General features: G+C 68.8%; 23 protein-coding genes. 9 read left to right on the top strand and 14 right to left on the bottom strand.

The window, feature by feature from the left end:
• Positions 1–7: 7 nt before the first annotated feature.
• A complete protein-coding gene (gene hemB / locus ACVWWW_RS01615; protein WP_027082306.1) occupies positions 8–1,000 on the top strand; it encodes a porphobilinogen synthase in 993 nt (330 codons plus the stop codon).
• On the opposite strand, the gene ACVWWW_RS01610 is transcribed toward hemB, so the two are convergent.
• Positions 958–1,839: a PD40 domain-containing protein gene (locus ACVWWW_RS01610; protein ID WP_051234893.1), complete on the bottom strand. Its 882-nt coding sequence runs from the start codon at positions 1,837–1,839 to the stop codon at positions 958–960. The genes hemB and ACVWWW_RS01610 overlap by 43 nt on opposite strands.
• Positions 1,840–1,927: 88 nt before the next feature.
• On the opposite strand from ACVWWW_RS01610, the gene aroE reads away from it, so the two are divergent.
• Positions 1,928–2,776, top strand: a complete 849-nt coding sequence (aroE, locus tag ACVWWW_RS01605) for a shikimate dehydrogenase (RefSeq protein WP_027082307.1) — start codon at positions 1,928–1,930, stop codon at positions 2,774–2,776.
• Positions 2,773–3,042, top strand: coding sequence for a YkgJ family cysteine cluster protein (locus ACVWWW_RS01600; protein ID WP_027082308.1), 270 nt, complete (start codon positions 2,773–2,775; stop codon positions 3,040–3,042). Before aroE ends, ACVWWW_RS01600 begins: the two co-directional genes overlap by 4 nt.
• On the opposite strand, the gene ACVWWW_RS01595 is transcribed toward ACVWWW_RS01600, so the two are convergent.
• On the bottom strand, positions 3,033–3,494 hold the full coding sequence (locus tag ACVWWW_RS01595; protein WP_081671981.1) for a DUF3465 domain-containing protein: 462 nt from the start codon (positions 3,492–3,494) through the stop codon (positions 3,033–3,035). The genes ACVWWW_RS01600 and ACVWWW_RS01595 overlap by 10 nt on opposite strands.
• A gap of 186 nt (positions 3,495–3,680) precedes the next feature.
• On the opposite strand from ACVWWW_RS01595, the gene ACVWWW_RS01590 reads away from it, so the two are divergent.
• Positions 3,681–4,214 carry a hypothetical protein gene (locus tag ACVWWW_RS01590; protein WP_027082309.1) on the top strand — a complete coding sequence of 178 codons (534 nt, stop codon included), beginning with the start codon at positions 3,681–3,683 and terminating at the stop codon, positions 4,212–4,214.
• 50 nt (positions 4,215–4,264) lie between these two features.
• Here ACVWWW_RS01590 and ACVWWW_RS01585 read toward each other — a convergent pair whose 3' ends face one another.
• From ACVWWW_RS01585 to ACVWWW_RS01550, 8 genes are read right to left on the bottom strand one after another with little or no spacing between them, the layout of a single operon-like run.
• The gene (locus tag ACVWWW_RS01585) at positions 4,265–5,533 is read right to left on the bottom strand and encodes a DUF58 domain-containing protein (protein ID WP_051234895.1); all 1,269 of its coding nucleotides are present in this window, start codon (positions 5,531–5,533) and stop codon (positions 4,265–4,267) included.
• 56 nt (positions 5,534–5,589) lie between these two features.
• Positions 5,590–6,570, bottom strand: coding sequence for an AAA family ATPase (locus ACVWWW_RS01580; RefSeq protein WP_027082311.1), 981 nt, complete (start codon positions 6,568–6,570; stop codon positions 5,590–5,592).
• Positions 6,567–7,712 carry a DUF4350 domain-containing protein gene (locus ACVWWW_RS01575; protein WP_036141644.1) on the bottom strand — a complete coding sequence of 382 codons (1,146 nt, stop codon included), beginning with the start codon at positions 7,710–7,712 and terminating at the stop codon, positions 6,567–6,569. The genes ACVWWW_RS01580 and ACVWWW_RS01575 overlap by 4 nt, the downstream gene beginning before the upstream one ends.
• Positions 7,709–9,235, bottom strand: coding sequence for a DUF4129 domain-containing protein (locus tag ACVWWW_RS01570; RefSeq protein WP_027082313.1), 1,527 nt, complete (start codon positions 9,233–9,235; stop codon positions 7,709–7,711). The genes ACVWWW_RS01575 and ACVWWW_RS01570 overlap by 4 nt, the downstream gene beginning before the upstream one ends.
• On the bottom strand, positions 9,232–10,248 hold the full coding sequence (locus ACVWWW_RS01565) for a stage II sporulation protein M (RefSeq protein WP_051234873.1): 1,017 nt from the start codon (positions 10,246–10,248) through the stop codon (positions 9,232–9,234). Before ACVWWW_RS01565 ends, ACVWWW_RS01570 begins: the two co-directional genes overlap by 4 nt.
• A complete protein-coding gene (locus ACVWWW_RS01560; RefSeq protein ID WP_036141605.1) occupies positions 10,245–10,958 on the bottom strand; it encodes an RDD family protein in 714 nt (237 codons plus the stop codon). The genes ACVWWW_RS01565 and ACVWWW_RS01560 overlap by 4 nt, the downstream gene beginning before the upstream one ends.
• Positions 10,955–11,488: an RDD family protein gene (locus tag ACVWWW_RS01555; RefSeq protein ID WP_051234875.1), complete on the bottom strand. Its 534-nt coding sequence runs from the start codon at positions 11,486–11,488 to the stop codon at positions 10,955–10,957. The genes ACVWWW_RS01560 and ACVWWW_RS01555 overlap by 4 nt, the downstream gene beginning before the upstream one ends.
• A 40-nt stretch (positions 11,489–11,528) precedes the next feature.
• Positions 11,529–12,065 carry a gamma carbonic anhydrase family protein gene (locus tag ACVWWW_RS01550; protein WP_027082315.1) on the bottom strand — a complete coding sequence of 179 codons (537 nt, stop codon included), beginning with the start codon at positions 12,063–12,065 and terminating at the stop codon, positions 11,529–11,531.
• A gap of 43 nt (positions 12,066–12,108) precedes the next feature.
• Here ACVWWW_RS01550 and ACVWWW_RS01545 point away from each other — a divergent pair, with 43 nt between their 5' ends.
• On the top strand, positions 12,109–13,503 hold the full coding sequence (locus ACVWWW_RS01545; RefSeq protein ID WP_027082316.1) for a coniferyl aldehyde dehydrogenase: 1,395 nt from the start codon (positions 12,109–12,111) through the stop codon (positions 13,501–13,503).
• Positions 13,504–13,506: 3 nt separating this feature from the next.
• Here ACVWWW_RS01545 and ltaE read toward each other — a convergent pair whose 3' ends face one another.
• Positions 13,507–14,511, bottom strand: a complete 1,005-nt coding sequence (ltaE, locus tag ACVWWW_RS01540; protein WP_027082317.1) for a low-specificity L-threonine aldolase — start codon at positions 14,509–14,511, stop codon at positions 13,507–13,509.
• Between the two features lie 69 nt (positions 14,512–14,580).
• On the opposite strand from ltaE, the gene xth reads away from it, so the two are divergent.
• Positions 14,581–15,375: an exodeoxyribonuclease III gene (gene xth / locus ACVWWW_RS01535; protein WP_027082318.1), complete on the top strand. Its 795-nt coding sequence runs from the start codon at positions 14,581–14,583 to the stop codon at positions 15,373–15,375.
• 67 nt (positions 15,376–15,442) lie between these two features.
• Here xth and ACVWWW_RS01530 read toward each other — a convergent pair whose 3' ends face one another.
• Complete coding sequence (locus tag ACVWWW_RS01530; RefSeq protein ID WP_027082319.1) at positions 15,443–15,715, bottom strand: GlsB/YeaQ/YmgE family stress response membrane protein; 273 nt, start codon at positions 15,713–15,715, stop codon at positions 15,443–15,445.
• Between the two features lie 160 nt (positions 15,716–15,875).
• The gene (locus ACVWWW_RS01525; RefSeq protein WP_051234877.1) at positions 15,876–17,243 is read right to left on the bottom strand and encodes an acyl-CoA synthetase; all 1,368 of its coding nucleotides are present in this window, start codon (positions 17,241–17,243) and stop codon (positions 15,876–15,878) included.
• Between the two features lie 69 nt (positions 17,244–17,312).
• Between ACVWWW_RS01525 and ACVWWW_RS01520 the strand changes: the two genes are divergently transcribed.
• On the top strand, positions 17,313–17,912 hold the full coding sequence (locus ACVWWW_RS01520) for a 4'-phosphopantetheinyl transferase family protein (RefSeq protein WP_456998619.1): 600 nt from the start codon (positions 17,313–17,315) through the stop codon (positions 17,910–17,912).
• 73 nt (positions 17,913–17,985) lie between these two features.
• Here the strand turns inward: ACVWWW_RS01520 and rsmG are convergent, their stop codons facing one another.
• Positions 17,986–18,636 (bottom strand): 16S rRNA (guanine(527)-N(7))-methyltransferase RsmG, encoded by a 651-nt coding sequence (rsmG, locus tag ACVWWW_RS01515; RefSeq protein WP_027082321.1) that lies wholly within the window; start codon positions 18,634–18,636, stop codon positions 17,986–17,988.
• A 162-nt stretch (positions 18,637–18,798) separates the two neighbouring features.
• On the opposite strand from rsmG, the gene ACVWWW_RS01510 reads away from it, so the two are divergent.
• Together ACVWWW_RS01510 and ACVWWW_RS01505 are read left to right on the top strand one after the other, a co-directional pair.
• Positions 18,799–19,605, top strand: a complete 807-nt coding sequence (locus ACVWWW_RS01510) for an AAA family ATPase (RefSeq protein WP_027082322.1) — start codon at positions 18,799–18,801, stop codon at positions 19,603–19,605.
• Positions 19,602–20,519 (top strand): ParB/RepB/Spo0J family partition protein, encoded by a 918-nt coding sequence (locus ACVWWW_RS01505; protein WP_027082323.1) that lies wholly within the window; start codon positions 19,602–19,604, stop codon positions 20,517–20,519. The genes ACVWWW_RS01510 and ACVWWW_RS01505 overlap by 4 nt, the downstream gene beginning before the upstream one ends.
• The last annotated feature ends 140 nt before the right edge of the window (positions 20,520–20,659 follow it).

The raw sequence follows: 20,659 nt of genomic DNA, 5'->3' as shown, positions 1-20,659 counted from the left end.
TTTCGCCATGAGCTATCCCTACGTGCGCCCGCGGCGGATGCGCCGCGACGAGTTCTCGCGTCGCCTGATGCGCGAGACGGTCCTCACCGCGAATGACCTGATCTATCCCGTCTTCGTGCACGAACTTGCCGGCCGCGCGCCGATCGCGTCGATGCCGGGCATCGAGCGGCTGTCGGTCGACGAGCTGCTACGCGTCGCCGAGCAAGCCGCCGAGCTGCGCGTTCCAGCGCTCGCGCTGTTCCCGGTGACCGCGCTGGAGGCGAAGTCTCTCGACGCCGCCGCCGCGTGGGACGACGAAGGCCTCGTGCAGCGCGCGGTGTTCGCGCTCAAGTCGCGCTTCCCCGAACTCGGCGTGATCACCGACGTCGCGCTCGATCCGTACACCTCGCACGGGCAGGACGGGCTGATCGACGAGAACGGCTACGTGCTCAACGACGAAACCGTTGACGCACTGGTCAAGCAGGCACTGAGCCACGCACGCGCCGGCGCCGACATCGTCGCACCCAGCGACATGATGGACGGCCGCATCGGCGAGATCCGCGCCGCGCTGGAGATGGACGACCACATCCACACGCGCATCCTCGCCTACAGCGCGAAGTATGCGAGCGCGTTCTACGGCCCGTTCCGCGATGCGGTGGGCAGCGCGACCGCGCTCGGCAAGGCCGACAAGAAGACGTACCAGATGGACCCGGGCAATTCCGACGAAGCGCTGCGCGAAGTGTCGCTGGACCTCGCCGAAGGCGCCGACATGATCATGATCAAGCCGGGCCTGCCCTATCTCGACATCGTGCGCCGGGTGAAGGACGAATTCGGCGCGCCGACGTTCGTCTACCAGGTCAGCGGCGAGTTCGCGATGCTCAAGGCCGCGTCGATCAATGGCTGGCTCGACGAGCGCAAGGTCGCGCTCGAAGCGTTGACGTCCATCAAGCGCGCGGGCGCCGACGGCGTGCTGACGTATTACGCCTTGGACGCCGCGCGCTGGTTGCGCGAAGAAGGCTGATCGCCGCAGGTGCCGTCGCCCTTCAGCGCCGGCACCAGGATGCGGTAGATGTCGAGTTTGCCGGCCTTGGGTGACGGCGCGGCGCCGCTCACCAGCATCTCGTTCGGCTTGTTCCAGTCGATGGACGGGCCGAGCGTCCACGCCGCTTCGGTATTGAACGCGAGCGCGAGCGGCGCGATGTCGCCGTAGCTCTTCGCGTGGCAGGTCGCGGTGTACAGGCGGATGGGTTTCGATTCCACGTCGTCCGACCGTGCGAACACCAGCGCATCGCCATCGCCGATCCACATCGCGTCGAACTCGTCGACGTCGGTATTGATGCCTGGCACGGGTTTGGCGTCGACGAATGCGGTGCCGTTCCAGGTCGCGACGAACAGGTCGTGGCGACGCGCGCCTTTGACGCCGTCGCTGGCGAACAACAGTCGCGTGCCGTCGCGGTTCGGTGTCGGCGCCCATTCATCGCCGCGCGTGTTCACGCCCGGGCCGAGGTTCTGCGCGGTACCGATCGTGCCGTCGGCGGCGACCGGCGCGCGATAGAGGTCATCGCCGCCCTGCCCACCGTCGCGATTCGAGAAGAAGTACAGCCAGCGGCCGTCGCCACTGAACATCGGGTCGAATTCTTTCGCGGGCGCATCGAGTTCAAGCGGCCGCGGCTGCTGCCAGCGGCCGTCGATTCGCGTCGCCCGCCAGAGATCCCAGCCGCCGGGTCCGCCCGCGCGGTCGGGGCTGCCCCAGACGATGGTGCTGCCGTCGGGGCTGATCGTCGCGCGGACCTCGCTGTCGCGCGTGGAGACCACGCCGACGCCTTCCATGCCCCACGGCGCGAACGCGGTGCACGGCATCGCGACGAGCAGCGCGGCGAAAACGGCGAGGACGCCGCGGGAACGGTGGTGTACGGTGCGCACGCGTGGAATCCGGCAGCGAGGACCGATGCACCGTAACCGATTCGCCGTGTTCGGCCACCCTGTCGCGCATTCGCGTTCGCCCTACATCCATGCGGCGTTCGCGGCGCAGTGCGGGATCGAACTCGACTACGTGCGCATCGATGCGGCGCCGGATGATTTCGTTTCCGCGTTGCAGCGATTTGCGGATGACGGCGGCCGCGGTGCGAACGTGACGCTGCCGCACAAGGTCGCGGCATTCGACGTGTGCGCGACGCGCAGCGATCGTGCGGAGCGCGCGGGTGCAGTGAATACGCTGGTTCGCATTGACGATGCCGACGGCGACGCGCGCTGGCATGGCGACAACACCGACGGCATCGGGCTGGTGCGTGATCTGCGCGATCGTCATGGTGTCGCGCTCGATGGCGCTCGCGTTCTGCTCATCGGCGCGGGTGGCGCGGCGGCGGGTGTTGCGCCGGCATTGCTGGATGCTGGGGTTGCTGCGCTCGTCGTGACGAACCGCTCGGCCGATCGACTTGCGGCATTCGGCACGCGGCTGGACGACCCGCGCGTGCAGCTGCGCTCATGGAACGATGTGCGCGACGAAGCCGGCGTCGACATCGTCATCAACACCACCTCGGCGGCACGCAGCGACGCATCGATCGACTGGCCGCTTCCGCACCACCCCGCAAACAACTGGACCGCCGTCGACCTCGGCTACGGCGAAGCGGCCCGCGCATTCCTCGACGCCGCCGCGCAACGGAACGCAACGACATGCATTGACGGCCTCGGAATGCTCGTCGAACAGGCCGCCGAAAGCTTCCGCCTGTGGCACGGCGTGCTGCCCGACACCGCGCCGGTCTACGCCACCCTGCGCGAAGGCCTCGACCTGAGATGAACGCGGTCGCGTGTCGCTCGGGTTGCGCGGCCTGCTGCATCGCGCCGTCGATCAGCTCGCCGATCCCCGGCATGCCGAACGGCAAGCCCGCCGGCGTGCCCTGCGTGCAACTCGACGATCAACTGCGATGCCGCCTGTTCGGCGATCCGCGACGCCCCGCCGTCTGCGCATCGCTGCGTCCGTCGCCCTCGATGTGCGGCGTCGACCGTGACGCCGCGCTGCATGCGCTGAGTCAGCTCGAAGCCGCGACCGCGCCTCAGTCGTAGGTGCGGCCGCGCCAGCGCAGCCAGCCGCCGGGATGCGTGCCGTGCGGATCGCGATGCGTCCAGTGCAGCGTGCCGCCCTTCGGGTTCCAGATGTATTCGCCGCGGAAGCTGATGTCGTCGCCCGCGGCGATGCCGTCCAGTCGCGGCGACAGGTCGATGTTGTGCGCGACCAGCACCGTGGTGCCGTCATCGAGCGCGATCAGGAAGCGCTGGTGCGGGCTGCCTTCGCGGTCGTCCGCCAGCACGCGGACCACGCGGCCATGGCCGTCGACCTCGGCCGCCTGCGACTGGGCACGCACTGCGGCCACGATGGATCCGTTCTCAGGATGTGCCGCGCCTGCATCGGGCGCGTTCGACGGCGTCGATGCTTCACGTGCCTCGGGCTCGCACCCGGCGAGCCCGGCGGTGACGCCAGCGAGCAGCAGCGTGACGACGGTCGCAGGTCGGCGCATCGTAATCTCCGCGGGGATGCTGGAATGCGCCGGACGAGCCCGGCATGCGACGCATCGTGCCATTGTCCGCGGCATACCGTTCACACAACGGGGGCGACAATGCGCGCCCGTCGCTCCATGCGGGCGACGCGCTCACAGGGGACCCGGCCTTCATCGGCCGCCATCGCCTTTGCCCCGAGGAAATGCATGTCCGTCCGACCCGATCATCTGCACGCCGTAAACCCGCTGGACCGCGTGATCGACATCGATCCGTCCTGGCTCGACTTCGGCTCGGACGATCCGCTCGAGGCGGCACGCTGGATCAACCCTTGTGCGGTCTGCAGCGAGGAGCCGCCGCTGGAGTTCAACGGCGAGCGCTGGCAGGTGCTGTGCAGCTGCGGCCAGTGCGGCACGCCGGGCCAGCTCGCCGCGATCGCCGCCGTGAACTGGAACAAGTCGCCGCTGTCGCGCCATCCCCATTACGAGACGCTGCCGTTCTTCGCGCTCGAGGGCCTGTCGGTGCCGCGTGCGCGCGAAAAACTCATCCGCATCCGCGAATACCTCGAAGAGCAGAAGCGCCGTTGCGAGCGTCGCGTTCGTGCGCGCGAGCCGTTCGGCCATCGCTACTTCCAGCGCATCCGCGCGTATCTCGCCTGGGCGATCTATGCACAGGGCCTGGTACGCGAAGCGGAGAACGCGCTGTTCGACGACGTTGCCGAGAACGCACCGCGCGTCGCCTGATCCGACGCTGCGTCGACATGCACGCCTGACCTTCGGCGTGTAACCGCGCGTTACAGCAAGCCGTCGCGTTTCACCGAAAGATATTTCTCGACCAGCGCCGCCGGCAGCTGCGCGCAGGTGACATCGAGCACGAGCACGCCATGACTGCGCAGCGCGTCATGCGCTTCGGCGCGGCGTGCGAGGTATTGCGCGGTCGCGCCGGCGGTGAGCGCGCCCTGCAGGTCGGTGACCTCGGCGTTCAGTGCGGTATCGAGCGCAGCCTCGCGCAGGCTTGCGATGCACACCAAATGGCGACGACGCAGCAGCTGCACTGCGGCGAGCACGTCATCCATGTCCTCATCGCGCAGGTTGGTGACCATCATCACCAGCGAGCGCCGACGCTGGCGCAGCGCGATCTCGGTCGCGGCGGCGAGGAAGTCGGTGGCGACGGGGCGCGGCTGCAACGCATAGGTGGCGCGCAACAGGCGATCGATCGCGGTCGCGCCGCGCTGCGGCGGCACCCACGCGGCATCGCCACCGCTGGCGAGCAGGCCGACCGCATCGCCCTGTCGCAATGCGAGCCAGGCGACCACCAGCGACGCATCCAGCACGTGGTCGAAATGGCTCATCGCATCGTCGCGCGCCATCAGGCGGCGACCGGTGTCGAGCATCAGCACGACCTGCTGGTTGCGTTCGTCCTGGTACTCGCGCGAGATTAGGCGGCGCGTGCGCGCAGTCGCCTTCCAGTCGATCTGCCGCATCGAGTCGCCGACGCGGTATTCGCGCATCTGGTGGAAGTCCGTGCCTTCGCCGCGACGTCGCTTGAGATGCGCGCCCACCAGCCGCGACGCCTGGTCCGCGCTGAACATCGCGAAGCGCGCGAGCGGCGCGAAGTTCGGGAACACGCGCACCTTCTGCGGCGCACCCGCGATGACATCGCGACGCAGCAGCCGCCACGGCGAATGCAGGCGCAGCTGCACGCCGTCGAACGCGAAGTCGCCGCGCACCTGCGGCGTCAGGTGATACGCGATTTCCGTTTCGACGCCGCGCTTGAGATCGACGCGGCGCGGCAGGTCGCGCACGTTCCAGTCGCCCGGATGCAGGTCGAACACGTCGGCGCGCAGATGGCGCGGCGCGACCTCGTCGAACTGCAAGGTCACCTGCGTTTCGCTACCGACCGGCCACGTCTCCGGCATCTGCCGGCGCGCGCGCGGCGCGCGCAGCAGCATCAGGCGCAGGCCATCGACCAGCACGAGCGCGAGGATCGCAGCGCCCGTCCACATCCACGCCGCGCGGTCGACGAACGACAGCACGAACGCGACGCCGACTGCCGCCCACATCGCGAGCAGCACGAGCAGCGGCGCGGCCGGACGCGGCCAGTGGGCGCGCGGTTCGCTCACTGGCGCGGCGCTTCCACGCGTGCGAGCAGGGCACGCAGCACGGTGTCGGTCGACTGGCCTTCCAGCTGCAGTTCGGGCGACAGGCCAATGCGATGGCGCAGCGCCGGCAGTGCGATCTCGCGCACGTCATCGGGCGTCACGAAGTCGCGTCCCGCGAGCACCGCATGCGCACGCGCGCAACGCACCAGCGCGATCGAACCGCGCGGGCCGGCGCCGAGCGCGATGCCCGCCCAGTCACGCGTGCTCGCGGCGATGCGCACCGCGTAGTCGATGATCGCGTCGTCGACGTGCAGCTGTGCGGTCGCGTTCTGCATGGCGACGATGTCGTCCGGCCCGAGCACGCGCGGCACGCTGGACAGATCGAACGTGCTCGCGGCGCCGCGGCTGACGTCGGCCACCATGCGCACTTCGTCCGCGCGCGACGGATAGCCGATCAACACCTTCAGCAGGAAGCGGTCTAGCTGCGCTTCGGGCAGCGGATACGTGCCTTCGTGTTCGAGCGGGTTCTGCGTCGCCAGCGCCATGAACGGCGGCGGCAATTCGAAGCTCTGGCCTTCGATGGTGACCTGGCGCTCGGCCATCGCTTCGAGCAGCGCGGCCTGCGTTTTCGCCGGTGCGCGGTTGATCTCGTCGGCCAGCAGAAGGTTGGTGAACACTGGGCCGCGGCGGATCGAGAACGTTTCCGTCTTCGGGTCCCACACCGCGTGGCCGCTGATGTCGCTGGGCATCAGGTCGGGGGTGAACTGCACGCGCGCGTGCTGGCAGTCGAGCGCCTGTGCGAGCGCGCGCACCAGCAGCGTCTTGCCGAGGCCGGGCACGCCCTCGATCAGCACGTGGCCGCCGGCGAGCAGCGCGACGAGGATCTGTTCGAGGACCTCGGGCTGGCCGATGAAGGCGCCGGACACCGCATCGCGCAGACGCGTGGCGGCCCCGGCGAGCGCGTCGCCGGTGAGCGGTGTGGAAGCGGTGTCGGTCATAGCCGGTTTCTCATGCGGACGAGGGTGGCGATGCGCGCGACGAGTGCTTTCGCATCGCGCGGATCGGGAGGTGTGAGTGCGTCGACGATCTGTGCTTCGGGCACGCCTGTGCGCTCGACGAGGCGGACGGCCTGCACGTGGCCCTGCAGCGCGGCGGCCTGCGGATCGCGACGTCGCAGGCGCGACTGGAAGGCGTCGAGCAACGCGGCGTACAGCACATCGGCCTTGCCATAGCGCCAGTGATGCTCGCCGCTTGCGGCCACGTGTTCGAGCAGCGAGCGACGCTCGAGCGCGGGCGACGGAATCAACGGGCCGAAGCGACGCATGCGCGCCCACAGCCAGCCTGCGAGCAGCAGCGTCAGCGGCAACCACACGGGCCAGCCGCGGCGCAGCAGCGTCATCCACAGCGACGGAATGTCGGTGCTGTGCACGAGATGCACGACGCCACGTGGATCGCCGCCGGCGATGAGCTGGTCGGCGAACGCGGCGTTGGCGCGAGACTTCAGGTGATCGGTAGTGAGGAATTCCAGCGACCCGATGACGTCGACGCTGCCCGCGCCGACGCGAACGCGCGCGAGCACGTCGCCGTCCGCATCGCCCAGATGCTGCGACGTGCCAGCGGGCGCATCGAAACGACGCGTGCGGCAGAGGTCGAACGGCACCGCCCCTTCGGTGTCGACGCAGCCGCCGACACCGCGACGAACGCGCACGCCGATGTCGTCGAGCAACGGAACGTCGACATGTTTCGCATCGCCACCGAGATGCGCGTCGCGGCGGGTGAATGCATCGAACGCAGCGTCAGGTTCGGGCAGCGCGACGATCAGATGGCCGCCACGACGAACCCAGTCGAGCACCGCGGTACGTGCCGGTGTCGACAGGCTGCGCACGTCCCCGTCGTACAGCACGGTGTCGTTCGCTGCGAGATGCATCGCGTCCGGCGCGAGGCGTCGCCATGCGTGTACGCGTCGCCCGTCTTTTTCCAGTGCGACACGCAGCCCGAACAGCGGGTTGCTCGAGGCTTCGCCGGTGCGCGGCATGTCGATCCATTCGTCGACGCGCTCGTAGGTGTGCAGCCACCACGCGACGACCGCGGCGATGAGCCCGGCGCCGAGCAGGATGAGCAGGATATGGAGGCGCTTCATGCGCGCCACCCGAACTGCAGCGCGGCCTCACCGAGCGCGGCGTCGAAGTCGTCCTGCGACGGCAGTCGCTCGGCCCATGCGGCGTACTGCCACAGGCGCACCACGCGCGCGAATGCGCGTCGCGGTGACTCCGGCAACGCCTGCGATGCGCGCAGGCATTGCGCTTCGGTCGCGCCCGGCGGCAGCACGCGGTCGGTTGACGCGAGCATCGCTTCGACCGCGGCGCGATACAGCAGCGCGAGTGCGTCGCGCGAATGGCCGTCATTCCACAGACGACGCACGCTGGTGACGATGTCGCTGGGCAAGGGCAGCGGTTCTGGCGCGGCGGCCTTCTCGACCGGCGCGGCCGTGACGCGCGGATCCGATGCGAGCGTCCTGAGCGTCGGCCACCAGCGATAGAGCAACCAGCCGATCACGAGCACCAGTGCAGCAGCCAGCGCCCACATCAGGCCTTCGCCCGCGGCGGCGATGAGCTTGCCGATACCGATCAGCCATTCCGGAAGACGGCGCGGGCGTTGGTCCGGTTTATCGGGATGCTTGGGCTTCCATGTCGAGATCTTGCGCTGCGGATGCAGGCGTGGATCCTTGAACGCGCGGTCGACGGCCGACTCGAAATGCGAGGGGTCGCGATACTGCGCACCGAATGCGCGCTTGAGCGCGCCGGTGTCGTGCACGGGCAGCGGGCACTTCGCCATGCCGCCTTCGGCGGCGAACGACGGGCGCGGTGCGAGCAGCGCGCACATCACGACCAGCATCGCGCTGCTCGCGGCGAGCAGGCGCGCACGCAGGCGACGGAAGGCGATCTCGATGTCCCAGCCTTCGATCTCGGTGCGACGGTTGAGGTATTGCCCGAAGCCGCTGCCGACGTAGAACGGCTCGATGACGCAGGTCGCCGCCCACACCAGCGCGTTCTCGATCAGCAGCAACCACGCCGGCGATTCGCGCAGGTGTTCCCAGACGTGCACGAATGCGGTCTGCACGTATTCGTTCGGCACGAACAGGAAGGCGAGCAGCGCGAAGCCGAACACCAGCGCGGCTTCGAAGTTCGCGAACACCAGCAGGCATAGCGACGCGACGCCGTACGCGGGCCCCGCCAGCACGCGACGCCGCGCACCCGCCTGCGATGCCGGCCCGCCTTCGAGCACGTCGACCGGCATCAGCAATGCACGCGCCGGGCTCAGGCGTCGCCACGTGAGGTAACCGAACATCGCGCGCGCACCGCCACGAAATGCGCCGCGCAACGTCGCACGAGTCGTCGGCACTTCGCCGAACACGGCGCGCGACAGCACGAACAATGGAATGCGGTCGAACAGCGGTTTGAGCCACCACATCACGAACATCGCCAGCGCCGGCCGCCCGATCGCCCATGCACCGGCATTGACGATTCCGAACGCGAGCAACGTGCAGAGCAGCCACGGACGCCAGATGGCGCGCGCATGGCGGCGTACCAGCGCTGTGCCGAGTTCGACGGCTTCCCATGACGAGCGCGGACGCAGCGCGACGGTGAGGTCGTCGATCCTCATGCCGACGGGCCTTCGAGTTCGCCCGGCAGGTAGCGTCGACCGCCGCGCCACAGCCACAGCCCGACCAGCGACCACAGCACCGCGGCGACCGAATACTTCACCGCCGCCGGCATCCAGCCGATCGACGACCAGAACGCTTCGAGGAACGCCGCGATCACCAGCATCGCGAGCACGCCCGCGCTGAGCAGCGCACCGCGCTTGCCGGCATCGACGAGTGCATCGATGCGACGCCGCTGCCCCGGCGCGAGAAGACGCAGGCCGATCTGCAGACCCGCGCCACCGGCGATCACCACCGCGGTGAGTTCGAACGCGGAATGGCCGCAGACGAAGCGCCAGAACGGATCGCCGCGACCGACCGCCTGCAGATGCCCGGCGACGCCGCCGATCAGCAGGCCGTTGGAGATCAGCACGAAGATCGAACCCACCGCCGCCAGCGCACCACTGGCGAACGTGCGGAACGCGATGGTGACGTTGTTGAAGATGTAGAAGCCGAACATCGCGACGTCGGTGCCGCTGTCGCGACCGAGCTTGCGTGCCGCGTCGGCCGGGTCGTACATGGCCTCGAACTGCGCGAGCTGCTCCGGGGAAAACAGCGCGGACGACAGATCGGGGTCGAGCTGGATCGCGGCGAATACCAGCACCATCGGCACGTACAGCAGCGCGGCGGCGGCGAGCATGCACGCGAGCTCCTCGCGCACCAGGCGCGGGAAACCGGCCAGGAAGAACGCGGCGACGCGGTGCCAGCGCGGCGGCGGCGTGCGGTAAAGCACCGCATGGCCGCGCTGCATCAACTGCTGCAGGCGACTGGTGACCTGCGCGCTGTAGCCACGTCGCGAGGCCAGCGCCAGCTGCTGGGTGATGCGCCGGTAGCGCGCGGGAATCTCGCTGTCGTCGATGGCGTTCGCATCGCGCGTAGAACGTGCGCGTCGCGCGTTCTCGCCGCGCGTGTCGAGCCAGTGCTCGAACGCGTCCCATTCGACGAAGTGGCGTGCGACGAAGGCGTCCTGCTTCATGCGCGACGTCCCAGCAGCCATGCCGCGATCGCATACAGCGCTTCCGCGGCGCGACCACCGCGCGCATTCACCAGCGGCGCAGCGATGTCGGCGAGTTCGTCGCGACGCGCGACGGTAAGCAACGGCGCGCGTTCGGCGAAGTCGACGATCGCCGCCTGCTCGACCGGCTGCAGCGACACACGCGGCGGATGCGGCGCGATCGCGGGTGCGGCATCGCCGCTGGCTTCGGGCAACAGGTGCACGACCAGCGTGCCGGCCACCATGTCACCCAGGCGACGCGCAGCGGGATCGGCCAAACACGTGACCAGACCGAACGCGTAGCCGAACGGCAGCATGTCGACCACGCGCAGCAGGTTGCGTGCGAAGGACGCACGCCAGCCGACCGGCGCACCGTCGGCGGCGATCACGCGCAGGCCGAGCGCACGTTTTCCCGGCGAGCGTCCGTCGAACAGCACCTCGCAAAACACCGGGTAGAACCAGTAGAGGATGAATGCGATCACCGCCATCACGCCGGCGCCCGCGCCGCCGAGCAGCCCGAGCACCATCGACAGCGCGAACAGCACCGCCATGCGGATCGCGACGTCGATCGCCCAGGCCAGGGCGCGCGGCACCGGGCCGGCGACCGGCAGGTGCAGCGCAACGCCTTCCGGCGTCACCACGTCGTGGTGGGTGTCGAGCAGCGCGTTCGCGCCGCGGGCCGGTGATGTCATTGCGCGGGGACGACGATCGTGTCGGCGAGCAGGTCGTGCAGGCAGCGATGCTCGTTGCCGAAGATCCACAACACGTCGATCAGCCCGAACGGGCCGAAGAAAAACGAGATCACGAACGGCACCACCGCGCGCAGCCCGAAGCTGCGGCCCAGCGTCGGATGCGAGCCGTCGCTGCGCAGGATGCGGATGCCGACGAGCCGCTTGCCGAGCGTCTGCCCGCTACGGTCGAGGCCGATCACGTTGGCGACCACGAGCCCGATGAGCAGCAGTGCCGTCGTTGCCAGGAACGCGACCATCAGGACGATGTGCTCGCTGCCCACGATCATTCCGATCACGAATGGCACGCACGCAAAGAACCCCATCAGCTGATCGAGCAGGCGCGCACCGAGCCGCGACCAGCGACTCGCCGGCACGTACGTCGACATCGTCCCGACCGGCGACGGCAGGGCGATGGCCGCATGCGGCGTCGCGTACGGATTGCGCGCGTCCCCGGCCGATCCCACGGCCCATGACTCGTCCATCGTCTGCATCCCCGAATCCCCGGGTGAACTCTACCGTCCGCGCGCGGGCTCAGCCAGCGCCGAGATATCGATCCTTGAGCCGCACGTAGTGCTGCGCCGAGTAGTACAGCGCCTCGACTTCCGCATCGCTGAGCACGCGCACCATCTTCGCGGGGTTGCCGAGCCACAACTCGCGCTCGCCGACCACCTTGCCCGGCGGCACCACCGCGCCGGCGCCGACGAAGCCGTGCTTTTTGATCACCGCACCGTCGAGCACGATCGCGCCCATGCCGATCAGCACCGCGTCCTCGATCGTGCAGGCATGCACGATCGCCTTGTGGCCGATGGTGACGTCGCTGCCGATGCGCGTGGCGAATCCGCCGAGCTTGGCGTGCGGGCCGTCGTGGCTGACGTGGATCACCGTGCCGTCCTGCACGTTGGTGCGGTCGCCGATGCGGATGAAGTTGACGTCGCCGCGGATGACCGTGCCAGGCCACACCGATACGTCGTCTCCCAGCACGACGTCGCCGATCACGGTGGCGGCCTCGTCGACGAACGCGCGCGCGCCGAGGGTCGGAAGATGGTCGAGATAGGGTCGGATCGCCATGCCGCAATTGTAGGCTGTCGACTTCCGATGCCGGACGGTGCGCATGAACACGCTGAATCCCGAACTCGCGGCCACGCATGCACGCCTGCTCGCGGCGTGGCGCGCGAACAAGCCGGGCATCACGCAGCGTCGCGACGACCTGCATCGCCTGCGTGCCGCGTTCCGTGCGCGGCAGTCGACGATGGATGCCGCGATCCAGGCCGACTTCGGCCATCGCTCGACGCACGAGAACCTGATCGCCGAAACGCTGGTCGTGCTCGCCGAGATCGACCACGCGCTCGCGCACCTGTCGCGCTGGACGCGGCCGCGTCGGGCGGCGGTCGGCTGGCGGCTGTGGCCGGCGCGCGCGAAGGTGCGGCCGATGGGCGTCGGCGTGGTCGGTGTCATCGCGCCATGGAACTACCCGGTGAACCTTGCGTTGGTGCCGCTGGTGAGCGCCATCGCCGCGGGCAACCACGTCTATCTGAAGCCGTCCGAACACACGCCGCGCACGAGCGAGTGGTTGCGCGATCTTCTGGCTGCGGTGTTTCCTGAAGATCGTGTTGCAGTCGCCCTCGGCGGTGCGGATGTCGGCGCCGCGTTCGCATCGCTGCCGTTCGACCATCTGCTGTTCACCGGTTCCACAGCGGTGGGTCGCAAGGTCATGGCGGCGGCCGCGCCGAACCTGACGCCGGTGACGCTCGAACTCGGCGGGAAGGCGCCGGCGATCGTCGCGCCCGATTTCGACGCGCAGCTTGCGGCATCGCGCATCGCAACGGGCAAATGGTTCAACGCCGGACAGACCTGCATCGGCGTGGACTACGCACTGATCGACCGCGCGCGTCGCGATGCGTTCGTCGAAGCCGTCGTCGCGCAGTTGAAAGCGCGCTACGGCGACATGGGCACGCCCGACTACACGCGCATCATCAGCGACGCGCAGTTCGCACGCTTGAGCGGCTACATCGACGAAGCGCGCGAGGCCGGCGCGACGGTGATCGCGCCATTCGGCGACGGCGATGCCTCGACGCGGCTTCTGCCACCGATGCTCGTGCTCGATCCGCCACCGTCGCTGCGCGTCATGCAGGACGAAATCTTCGGGCCGATACTTCCGGTGCTCGCTTACGACACGCTCGACGACGCCATCGCACGTGTCGCATCGCTGGAGCGACCGCTCGCGATGTATCCCTTCAGCCGATCGCGCGACACCGTGCAGCGCCTGGTCGACAGCACGCTCGCCGGTGGCGTCACCGCCAACGACACGCTGCTGCACTTCGGCGCGCAGGGCCTGCCGTTCGGTGGCATCGGCCCGAGCGGCATGGGCGCGATCCACGGCAAGGCCGGCTTCGACACCTTCAGCAAGCTGCTGCCGGTGTTCGAGCAGCGGCGTTTCGCGGTGACCGACCTGCTGCGGCCGCCTTATGCGCGGATCGATCGCGTGGTGCGGTGGCTTGCGCGCTGAGCCTTACTTGAAGCCGCGGAAGGCGTCGATGGTGCGCGCGATGCCGTCGTCATCGACATCGAGATGCATGACGAGGCGGATCGTCGGCAGATAGCCGGTCGAGATCACCACGCCGCGCTCGCCGAGGTGCGCCTTCAGCGCGGTCTGCCGGTCGACCGGGATGTCGACGAACACCATGTTGGTATGCGCCTGCACCGGCAGGCCGAGCGCGGCGAGTTCCTGCGCGAGCGTGGCCGCGCGACGGTGGTCGACGGCCAGGCGCGCGACGTGATGATCGAGCGCATGCAATGCACCGGCCGCGAGGATGCCGGCCTGGCGCATGCCGCCGCCGCAGACCTTGCGCCAGCGCTTGGCGCGCTCGATGAGCTCGTGCGTGCCGGCCAACACCGAACCGACTGGAGCACCGAGCCCCTTCGAGAGGCAGACCGACACACTGTCGAAGTGCCGCGTGATTTCACCGGGCGCGACATTCGACGCGACCGCTGCGTTGTACAGCCGCGCGCCGTCGAGGTGCAGCTTGAGCCCGCGCCGATCGCAGAGCGAGCGCGCGTCGGCGAGGTAGCCAAGTGGCATGACGCGCCCATGCCAGGTGTTCTCCAGCGCGAGGATCTTCGTGCGCGCGAAGTGCGGGTCGATCGGCTTGATCGCGCGCTCGACGGCATCCAGCGGCAGCGTGCCGTCGGCCGCATGCGGGATCGGCTGCGGCTGGATCGAACCGAGCACCGCCGCACCGCCGCCTTCGAACTTGTAGGTGTGCGCGTCCATGCCGACGATGTATTCGTCGCCGCGCTCGCAGTGCGACATCAGCGCGATGAGGTTGGCCTGGGTGCCGCTGGGCGTGAACAGTGCGGACTCGAAGCCGAGGTCGGCGGCGACGCGGTTCTGCAGCGCGTCCACGGTCGGATCCTCGCCGTAGACGTCGTCGCCCACCTCCGCGTTGAGCATTGCGCTGCGCATGGCAGGCGTGGGGCGGGTGACGGTGTCGCTGCGCAGATCGATGGGCGTCATGGTGGTCGGGCGAACGTGGCGAATGGCGATGATGCCAGCCTGCGTGGCGGCTGCGGCTAGACTCGCGTCATGAAGATCGCCAGCTGGAACGTCAATTCACTGAACGTGCGCCTGCCGCACCTCGGGCAGTGGCTCGCCGATGCGCGACCCGACGTGGTCGCGCTGCAGGAGACCAAGCTCGAGGACGTGCGCTTCCCCGACACCGAGATCGCCACGTTCGGCTACCGCAGCGTGTTCTCCGGGCAGAAGACCTACAACGGCGTTGCGATCGTCGCGCGCATGGACGCGCCGGGCGGCGGCGTCATCAGCGACGTGCAGATGGGCATTCCCGGTTTCGAGGACGAACAGAAGCGCGTGCTCGCGGCGACGGTCAACGGCGTGCGCATCGTCGACGTGTATGTGGTCAACGGTCAGTCCGTGGGCAGCGACAAGTACGCCTACAAGCTGCGCTGGCTCGATGCGTTGCATGCGTGGCTGCAGGACGAACTGCAACGTCATCCGCGACTGGTGCTTCTCGGTGACTTCAACATCGCGCCCGACGAACGCGACGTGCACGATCCCGTGCAATGGAACGAGGAGCACATCCTGACCTCGCGCGCGGAACGCGATGCACTGGATCGACTGCATGCACTCGGGCTGCACGATGCATTCCGCGCGTTGAATCCCGACGATCGCAGTTTCAGCTGGTGGGACTACCGCCAGTTCGCATTCCGACGCAACCTCGGCCTGCGCATCGACCTGACGCTGGTGTCGGACGCGCTGCGCAGCGAATGCGTCGCCGCGGGCATCGACAAGGAACCGCGCAAATGGGAACGCCCGAGCGATCACGCGCCGGCGTGGGTGGAGCTCGCGACGCGCGCGTAAGCAACCCGCGCATACGAAAAAAGGCCCGGAAATCCGGGCCTTTTTTCATTTCGAAGCGTTGTGCGTATTAGCGCACGCGGCCACGACGGAACAGGTTGACGATGGCGAGCAGGACGACCGCGCCCAGCAGCGACATCAGCAGGCCCGACAGCGAGAAGTCGCCGTTGTTGATGCTGCCTGCATTGCCCAGCAGCATGCCGCCGAGCCAGCCGCCGAGGAACGCACCGACGATGCCGACGATGATGTTCAGGAGCGCGCCCTGCTGGGCATCCGTCTTCATGATCATGCTCGCGACCCAACCGATGATGCCGCCAACGATCAGCCAAATGATGAAGCCCATGATTTATCTCCTTTCCAGTCAGAGGGTGAATTCAGCACCCCTTCGATTGGGGGCGCCGCCAGTCTGGGAAGGCGGCTGTGACGGCCGCGTATTAAATTCTCGCGCTAAACCGCTGTTTTTTGCGGTCGGCGTGGGCGTCGCGTGAAACTTAGAGCAATGTTCAGGTGTGCAGCAGTGCGAGCACCGTCGCACGCGGCAACTTGCCGGTTTCGTTGCGCGGCAATGACGCGATGCAACGAAGACGACGCGGCAGGAACACCGCATCCATCTGCTGACGCAATGCACGCAGGATGTCGTCGGAGCTAAGTGTCGGTGCGACTGCGAGTGCGGCGATGCGACATACGCCATGCGCATCGGCGTCGAGTTGCACGACGATGCCATCGACCACGCCGGGTACTGCGAGCAGCTTGCGCGTGAGGTCGCCGAGCGACGCGCGCTTGCCGGCGATCTCGAGAAGATCGGCATTGCGACCGCACAGGCGGAACCGCCCGTCGGCAAGCAGCTCGACGAGATCGGCGAGCGCGACCGGCGTTGCCAGGTGCGGCGCGGCCACGAGCGTGCCGTCGGGTTGTGGCGCGAGCGTGACACCGGGCAGCAGCGTCCATGCGTCGTCGCGTGCGGTACGGCGGCGCGCGAGGATGCAGGTCTCGGTCGAACCGAACATCTCGCGCACTTCGCAGCCGAACGCGTTTTCCGCGGCGAGCGCGAGATCCTGCGGCAGCGGCGCGGTGGCGGAAACAATCGCGGCGATCGGCGGCATCGCGAACGATGCATCGTCGTTGCAGGCCTGCACGAGTGCGCGCAGGTGCACCGGCGTGGTGACCAGCAGCGGCGCGCGCGGGCAGTCGGCGACGGCGCGCGCGACGTCCTGCGGGAAGAACGGGCGGTCGGCATGCACCGCGATCTCGCCGAGCAGCGGCAACATCACCGACGTCTCCATGCCGTACATGTGTTGCGGCGGCACGGTGGCAACGACCGGCGTGACGTCATCCGGCGCGAGCAGGTCGTCGAGCGCGGCGAAGTTCTGCGCGGTGCTGGTGACGAAGCTTGCGAGCGTCTTGGGGTTCGGTTTCGGCTGGCCGGTGCTGCCGGAGGTGAAGCCGATCAGCAGCGTCGCGTCCGGATCGATTTCGAGCGGCGCGCCGTCGAGTTCGTCGAACTCGTCCGGCAGGCGCCAGTAGCCCGGCGGCGCGGGATCGAGCGCTGAGTCGCCGATGCAGATGGAATCGGGATGGTCGGCGCGCACCGCATCGACGACGGCCGGCGCGCGCGAGGGCGGCAGCAGCGTCACCTGCCCGCGCAACGCGGCTGCGCACAGCGCGACGATGAAGCGGTAGCGGTCTTCGCAAAGGTTCACCGCATACGCGGCGGGCGGCAGCGTGGCAGCGACGGCACGGACATGGCGCTCCAGGCGCTCGCGGCTGACCGGCATGCCGCGATCGAACGCGACGATGCGCGACGGCGCGCCGGTGACCAGCGTCCGCAGGCGCCGCGCCTGCTCCGTACCTGTTTCGATGACCGCCGACATGTGCCCGACCTGACGCTTCCCCCGCCGTACTTTACGCTGCGGGGCCCGCCCGGTCAGCCGAGAAGCCGCTTGTACGACCTCCGCCGCTTCGGCCCGGTCCGCGTGGTCGCGCTGCCGCATCCCGCCGGCGTGCCCGCCGAGTCGCTGGTGCGCGGCTGGTTGGGCGACGAGCTCGGCATGGCGGAAGACGCCATCGGCTTCGATCGCGGCGAGCACGGCCGGCCGCTGCTGCGGCTGCCGGGTCTGGACTGCAACTGGAGCCATAGCGGGTCGACGCTGGCGGTCGCGCTGGGCGAGGGCGTGCGGGTCGGCATTGATATCGAGACGCCCAAGCCGCGGCCGCGGGCGCTCGAGCTGGCGCGGCGGTATTTCCATGCGGACGAGGCGGCGGCGCTGGAGGCGTTGGCCGGCGCGGACCGTGAGGCGGCCTTCCTGCGGCTGTGGTGCGCGAAGGAAGCGGTGCTCAAGGCGCAGGGGCGCGGGCTGGCGTTCGGTCTCGATCGGCTGCGGTTCGAAGGGCTTGAACGCGCGCCGCGGCTGGTCGTCGCAGACCCCGAACTCGGCCCGGTCTCGAGCTGGTCGATCGAGCCGTTGGAGATGCCCGGCCTTGTCGGGACGCTGGCGTGGCGGCCTTTGCTGGCGAGCGAGATGGTCGACAAATCTGCCTGATCGACGCCGACTGCACTGCAATCACCGCATTTAGCGCCGTGATCGTCGGAGATCCGGCCGACCTGGATTCCGTTTAGCTGCGCCCGACAACCACCAGATGCCGCTCCGCATCCAGCCCCGGCACGCGCAGTGGCTCGCTCGCCTTGAGCACCCAGCCCGCCCGCAGCTGCGCGAGCTCATCGGCCGGGTGCACGCCCTTCATGGCCAGCAGCACACCGTCCGGTGCGAGAAGGTCTCCACCGAGTTCGAGGATCAGCGGGATGGTCGCGAGAGCGCGAGCGGTGATCGCCGCATACGCACCGGGTTCGTCCACCGCTTCGATGCGGGCTTCGGCGACCCGGGCATCGGTAAGCCCCAGCTCGCGGATCGCCTGCCGCATGAAGCGCGCCTTCTTGCCGGCGCTTTCGACCAGCGTGACCTTCAGGCCCGGCTTCACGATCGCCAGCGGGATACCCGGCAGGCCGGCACCGGTGCCGAGGTCGGCCAGCGCGCCGTTCGAGGCGACCAGCGGATCGACGAACCGGTGCATCGCCAGCGAGTCGAGCAGGTGCTTGGTCACCATCTCGCGCGGGTCGCGAATGGCCGTGAGGTTGTAGGTGGCGTTCCAGCGCAGCAACAGCGCGAGGTAGGCCAGCAGCGGCGTGGCGTGGGCGCGATCGAGGCCGAGCGCGTCAAGCCCGGACTCGAGCATCGGACGAAGGTCGGAGGGCAGGTCGGCAGACATCGGAACAGTATGACGGGCGGCGCAGGACGGCGATCCGGAGCCCGTCGGCAGCGACCTTCACGGGCATACTATGCGGTTCCGGATTGGCCCCGACCCGGCGTTGCGCAAGCCGCGTCGATCCGCCGACTCCGTGTCTTTCAGCCCAGCAGGGGAACGAGCCGCATGGCCCGCATCATCGCGATCGCCAACCAGAAGGGCGGCGTCGGCAAGACGACGACGGCCGTCAACCTGGCCGCCGGCCTCGCCCGTGCGCCGCAGCGCGTGCTGCTCGTTGACCTCGACCCGCAGGGCAACGCGACGATGGGTTCGGGCGTCAACAAGCGCGAGATCGAAGCGTCGATCACCGAAGTGCTGCTCGGCGAATCCGATGCCAAGGGCGCGATCCTGCGCACCGCGGAAGACTTCGACCTGCTGCCCGGCAACATCGACCTCACCGCTGCCGAGATCCAGCTGATGGATCGCGGCGAGCGCGAGCAGCAACTCAAGCGCGTGCTCGAACCGCTGCGCGCCGACTACGACTTCATCCTCATCGATTGCCCGCCCGCGCTGTCGCTGCTCACGCTAAATGCGCTGACCGCGGCGGATTCGGTGATCGTTCCGATGCAGTGCGAGTACTACGCGCTCGAAGGCATCAGCGCGCTGGTCGACACGATTGAAGCGATCCGCCAGCGGCTCAATCCGAGCCTCGAGATCGAAGGCGTGCTGCGCACCATGTTCGACGTGCGCAACAACCTCGCGAACGCGGTGTCGGCCGAGCTCATCAATCATTTCGGCGACAAGGTGTTCCGCACCATCGTGCCGCGCAACGTGCGCCTGGCCGAAGCGCCGAGCCATGGCCAGTCGATCGTCGGCTACGACCGGGCCAGCCGCGGCGGCGTCGCCTACCTCGGCCTGGCGGGTGAAGTCGTGCGCCGCGCACGCGAGCGCGACCTTGCGGCGAAGAAGGCGTTGAAGGAGGCCGCGGCATGAGTTCGGCGAAGAAGCGCGGCCTCGGTCGCGGACTCGAAGCGCTGCTCGGCCCGAAGGCCGCCGCGGAAGCGCCGCAGATCGTTGAAGCGCAGCCGGGTGACACGCTGCGGCAGTTGCCGGTCGATGCATTGGTCGCGGGCAAGTACCAGCCGCGCCGGCATTGGGACGAAGGCAAGCTCAACGAACTGGCCGAGTCGATCCGCGCGCAGGGCGTGATCCAGCCGATCGTGGTGCGCGAGATCCGCGACCACGGCGGCAAGACGTTCGAGATCATCGCCGGCGAACGTCGCTGGCGCGCGTCGAAGATCGCCGGCCTCGCCGAAATTCCGGTGGTGGTGCGCGAGGTCGACGACCGCACCGTCGTCGCAATGGCGCTGATCGAGAACATCCAGCGCGAAGACCTCAATCCGCTGGAAGAGGCGCAGGCCTTGCAGCGCCTCATCGACGAATTCGATCTCACGCACGCGCAGGCCGCGGAAGCGGTCGGCCGTTCGCGCGCGGCGGTGTCGAACCTGCTGCGCCTGCTCGAGCTGCCGCCGGAAATCCGCGTGCTGGTCGAGACGCGCGCGATCGAGATGGGCCATGCGCGCGCACTGCTTCCGCTCGCGCCGCAGGCCGCGGTCGCGCTCGCGCGCCAAGCCGCCGAGGCGGGCTGGTCGGTGCGCGAGGTCGAGCATCGCGTGCAGCAGCTGATGGCCGGACAGGTGCCGGGCGGTTCGGCCAAGCCGCGCGCGGCCAAGGCCAAGCCGGCGGCCGACATCGTGTCGCTGGAACGCGAACTGGCCGAGACGCTGGGCACCAAGGTGTCGGTGCTCAACGGCCGCGGCAACAAGGGCCGGCTGGTCATCCACTACAGCGATCTCGAGTCGCTGGAAGGCGTGCTCGAGCGCCTGCGCGCGCGTCGCGCCGACTGAGCCGGCGCATCGCGCGACGCCATTCGCGTCGCGCTGCCGATCGTCGGAACGCTGCGTCCGCGGCGCGCATTGAACGATCGGCGACAATGCCGCTCCAACAGACGGCCGCCTTCCGCCCCGCCGACGTGGCTGTCCCGCTT

This window comes from Lysobacter sp. HA18, from assembly GCF_054057595.1.
Note: the sequence above shows the minus strand (reverse complement) of the source record. Positions and strands in the feature narration are given on the sequence as shown.

Coding starts and splice junctions, on each gene's coding strand:
- hemB (WP_027082306.1), top strand. CDS start 8: ATGAGCTATCCCTACGTGCGCCCGCGGCGGATGCGCCGCGACGAGTTC.
- ACVWWW_RS01610 (WP_051234893.1), bottom strand. CDS start 1,839: ATGCCGTGCACCGCGTTCGCGCCGTGGGGCATGGAAGGCGTCGGCGTG.
- aroE (WP_027082307.1), top strand. CDS start 1,928: ATGCACCGTAACCGATTCGCCGTGTTCGGCCACCCTGTCGCGCATTCG.
- ACVWWW_RS01600 (WP_027082308.1), top strand. CDS start 2,773: ATGAACGCGGTCGCGTGTCGCTCGGGTTGCGCGGCCTGCTGCATCGCG.
- ACVWWW_RS01595 (WP_081671981.1), bottom strand. CDS start 3,494: ATGCGCCGACCTGCGACCGTCGTCACGCTGCTGCTCGCTGGCGTCACC.
- ACVWWW_RS01590 (WP_027082309.1), top strand. CDS start 3,681: ATGTCCGTCCGACCCGATCATCTGCACGCCGTAAACCCGCTGGACCGC.
- ACVWWW_RS01585 (WP_051234895.1), bottom strand. CDS start 5,533: ATGTGGGCGGCAGTCGGCGTCGCGTTCGTGCTGTCGTTCGTCGACCGC.
- ACVWWW_RS01580 (WP_027082311.1), bottom strand. CDS start 6,570: ATGACCGACACCGCTTCCACACCGCTCACCGGCGACGCGCTCGCCGGG.
- ACVWWW_RS01575 (WP_036141644.1), bottom strand. CDS start 7,712: ATGAAGCGCCTCCATATCCTGCTCATCCTGCTCGGCGCCGGGCTCATC.
- ACVWWW_RS01570 (WP_027082313.1), bottom strand. CDS start 9,235: ATGAGGATCGACGACCTCACCGTCGCGCTGCGTCCGCGCTCGTCATGG.
- ACVWWW_RS01565 (WP_051234873.1), bottom strand. CDS start 10,248: ATGAAGCAGGACGCCTTCGTCGCACGCCACTTCGTCGAATGGGACGCG.
- ACVWWW_RS01560 (WP_036141605.1), bottom strand. CDS start 10,958: ATGACATCACCGGCCCGCGGCGCGAACGCGCTGCTCGACACCCACCAC.
- ACVWWW_RS01555 (WP_051234875.1), bottom strand. CDS start 11,488: ATGCAGACGATGGACGAGTCATGGGCCGTGGGATCGGCCGGGGACGCG.
- ACVWWW_RS01550 (WP_027082315.1), bottom strand. CDS start 12,065: ATGGCGATCCGACCCTATCTCGACCATCTTCCGACCCTCGGCGCGCGC.
- ACVWWW_RS01545 (WP_027082316.1), top strand. CDS start 12,109: ATGAACACGCTGAATCCCGAACTCGCGGCCACGCATGCACGCCTGCTC.
- ltaE (WP_027082317.1), bottom strand. CDS start 14,511: ATGACGCCCATCGATCTGCGCAGCGACACCGTCACCCGCCCCACGCCT.
- xth (WP_027082318.1), top strand. CDS start 14,581: ATGAAGATCGCCAGCTGGAACGTCAATTCACTGAACGTGCGCCTGCCG.
- ACVWWW_RS01530 (WP_027082319.1), bottom strand. CDS start 15,715: ATGGGCTTCATCATTTGGCTGATCGTTGGCGGCATCATCGGTTGGGTC.
- ACVWWW_RS01525 (WP_051234877.1), bottom strand. CDS start 17,243: ATGTCGGCGGTCATCGAAACAGGTACGGAGCAGGCGCGGCGCCTGCGG.
- rsmG (WP_027082321.1), bottom strand. CDS start 18,636: ATGTCTGCCGACCTGCCCTCCGACCTTCGTCCGATGCTCGAGTCCGGG.
- ACVWWW_RS01510 (WP_027082322.1), top strand. CDS start 18,799: ATGGCCCGCATCATCGCGATCGCCAACCAGAAGGGCGGCGTCGGCAAG.
- ACVWWW_RS01505 (WP_027082323.1), top strand. CDS start 19,602: ATGAGTTCGGCGAAGAAGCGCGGCCTCGGTCGCGGACTCGAAGCGCTG.